Annotated in this window: 4 protein-coding genes; 3 read left to right on the top strand and 1 reads right to left on the bottom strand. The window is 70.6% G+C overall.

What is annotated here, in order from left to right; translation table 11 throughout:
• Nucleotides 1–101 precede the first annotated feature (101 nt).
• Nucleotides 102–641, top strand: a complete 540-nt coding sequence (gene hslV, locus RBXJA2T_RS01740; RefSeq protein WP_009855590.1) for an ATP-dependent protease subunit HslV — start codon at nucleotides 102–104, stop codon at nucleotides 639–641.
• Nucleotides 642–706: 65 nt separating this feature from the next.
• A complete protein-coding gene (gene hslU, locus RBXJA2T_RS01735) occupies nucleotides 707–2,026 on the top strand; it encodes an ATP-dependent protease ATPase subunit HslU (protein ID WP_009855589.1) in 1,320 nt (439 codons plus the stop codon).
• A gap of 243 nt (nucleotides 2,027–2,269) precedes the next feature.
• Here hslU and RBXJA2T_RS01730 read toward each other — a convergent pair whose 3' ends face one another.
• A complete protein-coding gene (locus RBXJA2T_RS01730; RefSeq protein WP_029718559.1) occupies nucleotides 2,270–3,028 on the bottom strand; it encodes a type III pantothenate kinase in 759 nt (252 codons plus the stop codon).
• Between the two features lie 188 nt (nucleotides 3,029–3,216).
• Here RBXJA2T_RS01730 and icmF point away from each other — a divergent pair, with 188 nt between their 5' ends.
• Nucleotides 3,217–6,534, top strand: coding sequence for a fused isobutyryl-CoA mutase/GTPase IcmF (gene icmF, locus RBXJA2T_RS01725; protein ID WP_009855587.1), 3,318 nt, complete (start codon nucleotides 3,217–3,219; stop codon nucleotides 6,532–6,534).
• Nucleotides 6,535–6,577: the final 43 nt, after the last annotated feature.

Raw genomic sequence — 6,577 nt, 5'->3', positions numbered from 1 at the left:
GCCCACGCCAAGGTCCAGGTGCGCAAGGTCTGACGGCGCCGGCCTCGTGCCGGCAGCGACGGACTTGAAGCGTGCCCGGCCGGCCCCACCTGCACCAGACCATGGAATCCTTTCACGGCACGACCATCCTCAGCGTGCGCCGCGGCCCGCTCGTCGCCCTCGGCGGCGACGGCCAGGTGACGCTCGGCACCATCGTCGTCAAGTCCAGCGCGCGCAAGGTGCGCAAGCTGTACCGCGACCAGGTGCTCGCCGGCTTCGCCGGTGCCACCGCCGACGCCTTCACGCTGTTCGAGCGCTTCGAGGCCAAGCTCGAGAAGCACCAGGGCCATCTGCAGCGTGCGGCCATCGAGCTGACCAAGGACTGGCGCACCGACCGCGTGCTGCGCCGCCTGGAGGCGATGCTGGCCGTGGCCGACGCGACGAGCTCGCTGATCATCACCGGCAACGGCGACGTGCTGGAGCCCGAGCACGGCATCGTCGCGATCGGCTCCGGCGGCGCCTACGCCCAGGCCGCGGCGCGTGCGCTGCTGCAGCACACCGAGCTGGCACCGCAGGACATCGTCAAGCGCTCGCTCGAGATCGCCGGCGACCTGTGCATCTACACCAACCAGTCGCACACCATCGAGGTGCTGGGCGCCTGAGAGCCGGCCCGCACCCCGTCCCACCGCACCACCTCCGCCCGGCCCTCGCGGCCGGCGCCCCCGCGATGACCCACTCGATGACCCCGCAGGAGATCGTCTCCGAGCTCGACCGCCACATCGTCGGCCAGAACGCCGCCAAACGCGCCGTCGCGATCGCGCTGCGCAACCGCTGGCGCCGCCAGCAGGTCGACGAGAAGCTGCGTGGCGAGATCACGCCGAAGAACATCCTGATGATCGGCCCGACCGGCGTGGGCAAGACCGAGATCGCACGCCGCCTGGCCAAGCTGGCCGACGCGCCTTTCGTCAAGGTCGAGGCGACCAAGTTCACCGAGGTCGGCTACGTCGGCAAGGACGTCGACACCATCGTGCGCGACCTCGTCGAGGTGGCGGTCAAGCAGGAGCGCGAACGCGCCATCCGCCGCCAGCGCGCCAAGGCCGAGGACGCCGCCGAGGAGCGGGTGCTCGACGCCCTGGTGCCGCCGCCGCGCGACCTGCGCGAGAGCAGCGACAACACCGCCCGCCAGGTGATGAGGAAGCGCCTGCGCGAAGGCACGCTGGCCGACAAGGAGATCGAGATCGAGGTCGCAGACCCGAAGCCCTCGCTCGAGATCCTCGGGCCCCAGGGCATGGAGGAGATGGCCGAGCAGCTCAAGGGCCTGTTCTCGCAGATGGGCCAGGGCAAGCGCAACGTGCGCAAGCTGAAGATCGCCGAGGCGCTGGAGAAGCTGACCGAGGAGGAAGCCGGCAAGCTGGTCAACGAGGAGGAGATCCGCGCCGCCGCGCTGGCCAACGCCGAGGGCAACGGCATCGTCTTCATCGACGAGATCGACAAGGTGGCGGCACGCGCCGAGCACGGCGGCGCCGACGTCTCGCGCCAGGGCGTGCAGCGCGACCTGCTGCCGCTGGTCGAGGGCACGGCCGTCAGCACCAAGTACGGCATCGTCAAGACCGACCACATCCTGTTCATCGCCAGCGGCGCCTTCCACCTGGCCAAGCCCAGCGACCTGATCCCGGAGTTGCAGGGGCGTTTCCCGATCCGCGTCGAGCTGGGCTCGCTGTCGGTCGACGACTTCGAGGCCATCCTGACCAGCACCCACGCCAGCCTGGTCAAGCAGTACCAGGCGCTGCTGGCCACCGAAGGCGTGACGCTGGAGCTGGCACCCGAGGCCGTGCGCCGCATCGCCCAGATCGCCTACGACGTGAACGAGCGCACCGAGAACATCGGCGCGCGCCGCCTGGCGACGGTGATGGAGCGCCTGCTCGACGACATCAGCTTCGACGCCCCGAACCGCGGCGGCCAGACGGTGACGGTCGATGCCGCCGAGGTCGACCGCCGCCTGGGCGAGCTGTCGCGCGACGAGGATCTGTCGCGCTACATCCTCTGATCGAGACTGGGGTCAGGTCTCGCGACAAGCCTGGGGTCAGGTCTCACAAGACCTGACCCCGACTGCCGCTGAGGCCTCGACAAGCCTGGGGTCAGGTCTCGCAAGACCTGACCCCGACTGCCGCTGGGGCCTTGGGGTCAGGTCTCACGAGACCTGACCCCAACAGCCGCGTGACCCCAACAGCCGCGAGACCTGACCCCGACAGCAGCGGGGTCGCGAGCGAATGCGAGCTTGGGGGCGCAATCAGCGCCGGGACTGCAGCGCCAGCAGGCCTTCGAAGATCAGCGAATCGACGATCTCGAACGGCGGTTGCACCAGCGGCGCGAGCTTGACGGCCGCGCCGCCGGTCATCAGCAGCAGCGCCGACGCGCCGGTGACCTGCACCAGGCGCCGGTGCTGGCGCTCGATGGCGCCGGCCAGCGCCGCCGCGCCGCCGCTCATCAGCGCGTCGCTGGTGTTGCGGGGGAAGTCGACGACCTCGCCGGTCGGCACCTTCAGCCCCGCGGTGCCCATCTCCAGCGCACGCAGCATCAGGCCGAAGCCGGGCAGGATCAGACCGCCGAGGAAACGGCCGTCGGCGTCGAGCGCGTCGACGGTCACCGCGGTGCCGACCATCACCACCAGCGCCGGACGGCGGCCGCCGTCGGCCAGCGCCCGCTGGCGCGCGCCGACCAGCGCCGCCCAGCGGTCGGCGCCCAGCCGGCTCGGGTGCTCGTAGCCGTTGATCACGCCGCAGTCCTGCACCGTCGGCACCACCCAGCGCGGCTCCAGGTCCCAGATCTCGAGCTGCTCCTCGGCGCGGCGGCGCACGACGTCGCCGGCCACCGCGCAACCCAGCATCGTGGTCGGCGCCGGCAGCGCCTTCCAGTCGGTGTCGGCCAGCGTGTCGATGGTTTCGAGGAACGCGGCCCCATGCGCCAGCAGCGTCGCACCGGGCCGCGGGGCGTCGTACAGGCCCCACTTCAGGCGCGTGTTGCCGATGTCGATGGCGAGAAAAGTCATGGTGAACAAGGGGCCGGGCGGCACGAGGGCGCGAGCGTAACAGCGCCGGGAAAGTCGCGCCCCCGATTCTGTCGAGCGGGATAACCCCGACGGCATCGCTGCGCCGCGGCGCCGGCCGCGCGGCATGATTCACCATTGACGTTGACGTAAACGTCAACCGCGTGCCACCGCCTCCACCGACGACCGCCATGACCGAGCTGTCCGCCGACTACCAGGCCCTCGCCGCCTACCGCCCGACGCACAAGGTGCGTTTCGTCACCGCCGCCAGCCTGTTCGACGGCCACGACGCGTCGATCAACATCATGCGGCGCATCCTGCAGAGCATGGGCTGCGAGGTGATCCACCTCGGCCACAACCGCTCGGTCGACGAGGTCGTCACCGCGGCGCTGCAGGAGGACGCGCAGGGCATCGCGATCAGCAGCTACCAGGGCGGCCACGTCGAGTACTTCAAGTACATGGTCGACCAGCTGCGCGCCCGCGGCGGCGAGCAGGTGCAGGTCTTCGGCGGCGGCGGCGGCGTCATCGTGCCGGCCGAGATCCGCGAGCTGCAGGCCTACGGCGTCACGCGCCTGTACAGCCCCGAGGACGGCCAGCGCATGGGCCTGGCCGGCATGATCGGCGAGATGGTGATGCGCTGCGACCGCGACCTGTCGGCGCAGGCGCCCACCGACGTCGCCGCGCTGCAGGGCCACGGCGACGCCGCCTGGCGCGCGCTGGCGCAGGCCATCACGGCGCTGGAGAACGGCCGCGCCGACCCCGGCTTCAAGGCCGCGCTGGCCGCCGCCGGGCGCAAGGCGCCGGTGGTCGGCATCACCGGGACCGGCGGCGCCGGCAAGTCCAGCCTGACCGACGAGCTGATCCGCCGCCTGCGCCTGGACCAGGACGACGCCTTGCGCATCGCCGTGATCTCGATCGACCCCAGCCGGCGGCGCACCGGCGGCGCGCTGCTCGGCGACCGCATCCGCATGAACGCGATCGCGCCGTGGCCCAAGCCGGCCGGCCAGGACGGCGCTCGTGATTCCGGGGCCCGGGTCTTCATGCGCAGCCTCGCCACACGCGACTTCGGCAGCGAGATCAGCCAGGCCCTGCCCGACGTGCTGCTGGCGGTGCAGGCCGCCGGCTTCGACCTCGTCGTCGTCGAGACCTCGGGCATCGGCCAGGGCGACGCGGCCATCGTCCCGCACGTCGACGTGCCGGTCTACGTGATGACGCCCGAGTTCGGCGCCGCCAGCCAGCTCGAGAAGATCGACATGCTGGACTTCGCCGAGTTCGTCGCGATCAACAAGTTCGACCGCAAGGGTGCGGCCGACGCCTGGCGCGACGTCTGCAAGCAGGTGCAGCGCAACCGCGGCGCCTTCGGCGACAAGCCCGAGACGATGCCGGTCTTCGGCACGATGGCCAGCCGCTTCAACGACGACGGCGTCACCGCGCTGGCGCAGGCGATGAAACCGCGCCTGGCGGCGCTGGGCCTGCCGCTGGCCGAAGGCCGGCTGGCGGCGGTGGCCACCCGCGTCTCGACCGGCCAGCACGCCATCGTGCCGGCCGGGCGCACGCGTTACCTCGCCGACATCGCCGACGCGGTGCGCGGCTACAAGCGCCGCGCGCGCGAACAGGCGGCGCTGGCGCGCGAGATCCAGCAGCTGCGTGCCGCCTCGGCGATGCTGCGGCTGGACAAACCCGGGCGCCAGCGCGCCGCGGAGGCCACGGCCGACCTCGCCGAGCAGCGCGAGGCGCGACTGGACCCGCACGCCCGCAAGCTGCTGGCGCAGTGGGACGAGATGCAGCGCGCCTACTCCGGCGCCGAATACGTCGTGAAGATCCGCGACCGCGAGATCCGCAGCGCGCTGACGCACACCACGTTGTCGGGCAACACGATCCGCAAGGTCGCGCTGCCGGCCTGGGAGGACCACGGCGAGCGCCTGAAATGGCTGCTGCTGGAGAACGTGCCGGGCTCGTTCCCGTACACCGCCGGCGTCTTCGCCTTCAAGCGCGAGAACGAGGACCCGACACGCATGTTCGCCGGCGAGGGCGACGCCTTCCGCACCAACCGGCGCTTCAAGCTGCTGTCCGAGGGCATGCCGGCCAAGCGCCTGTCCACCGCCTTCGACTCGGTGACGCTGTACGGCCACGACCCCGAGCGCCGGCCCGACGTCTACGGCAAGGTCGGCAACTCGGGCGTGTCGATCGCCACGCTCGACGACCTGAAGGTGCTGTACTCGGGCTTCGACCTGTGCAGCGCCAGCACCTCGGTCAGCATGACGATCAACGGCCCGGCGCCGACGATCCTGGCGATGTTCATGAACACCGCCGTCGACCAGCAGCTGGAGAAGTTCCGCGCCGACAACGGCCGCGAGCCGACCGACGACGAGGCGGCCAAGATCCGCGCCTGGGTGTTCGAGAACGTGCGCGGCACGGTGCAGGCCGACATCCTGAAAGAGGACCAGGGCCAGAACACCTGCATCTTCTCGACCGAGTTCAGCCTCAAGGTGATGGGCGACATCGCCCAGTGGTTCGTGCACCACGGCGTGCGCAACTTCTATTCGGTGTCGATCTCGGGCTATCACATCGCCGAGGCCGGGGCCAACCCGATCAGCCAGCTCGCGTTCACGCTCGCCAACGGCTTCACCTACGTGGAGGCGTATCTCGCGCGCGGCATGCACATCGACGACTTCGCGCCCAACCTGAGCTTCTTCTTCAGCAACGGCATGGACCCGGAGTACACGGTGATGGGCCGTGTCGCGCGCCGCATCTGGGCGCTGGCGATGAAGGAGCGTTACGGCGCCAACGAACGCAGCCAGAAGCTGAAGTACCACATCCAGACCAGCGGCCGCAGCCTGCACGCGCAGGAGATCGCGTTCAACGACATCCGCACGACGCTGCAGGCGCTGATCGCCGTCTACGACAACTGCAACTCGCTGCACACCAACGCCTACGACGAGGCGATCACCACGCCCACCGAGGAGAGCGTGCGCCGGGCGATGGCGATCCAGCTGATCATCAACCGCGAGTGGGGCCTGGCGAAGAACGAGAACCCGAACCAGGGCGCCTTCGTCATCGACGAGCTGACCGAACTCGTCGAGGAGGCGGTGCTGGCCGAGTTCGAGCGCATCAGCGAACGCGGCGGCGTGCTCGGCGCGATGGAGACCGGCTACCAGCGCGGCCGCATCCAGGAAGAGAGCCTGCACTACGAGACGCTGAAACACGACGGCCGGCACCCGATCATCGGCGTCAACACCTTCCGCAACCCGCACGGCGACCCGGTGCCCGAGTCGATCGAGCTCGCGCGCTCGACCGAGGGCGAGAAACAGAGCCAGCTCGCGCGGCTGGCCGACTTCCACGCCCGCCACGCCGCCGAGGCGCCGGCGATGCTGCGCCGGCTGCAGCAGGCGGTGATCGCCGACGCCAACGTCTTCGAGGTGCTGATGGACGCGGTGCGCGTCTGCTCGCTGGGGCAGATCACGGCCGCGCTGTTCGAAGTCGGCGGCCAGTACCGTCGCTCGATGTAAGCGCGGCGTGCGGCACCCGGGCCGGGTGCCGGCGTGGTGGCGC

The organism is Rubrivivax benzoatilyticus JA2 = ATCC BAA-35 (assembly GCF_000190375.1).
GTDB lineage: Bacteria > Pseudomonadota > Gammaproteobacteria > Burkholderiales > Burkholderiaceae_C > Rubrivivax > Rubrivivax benzoatilyticus.
The sequence above is the reverse complement of the archived record's forward strand: the minus strand, read 5'-3'. Positions and strand labels throughout refer to the sequence as shown.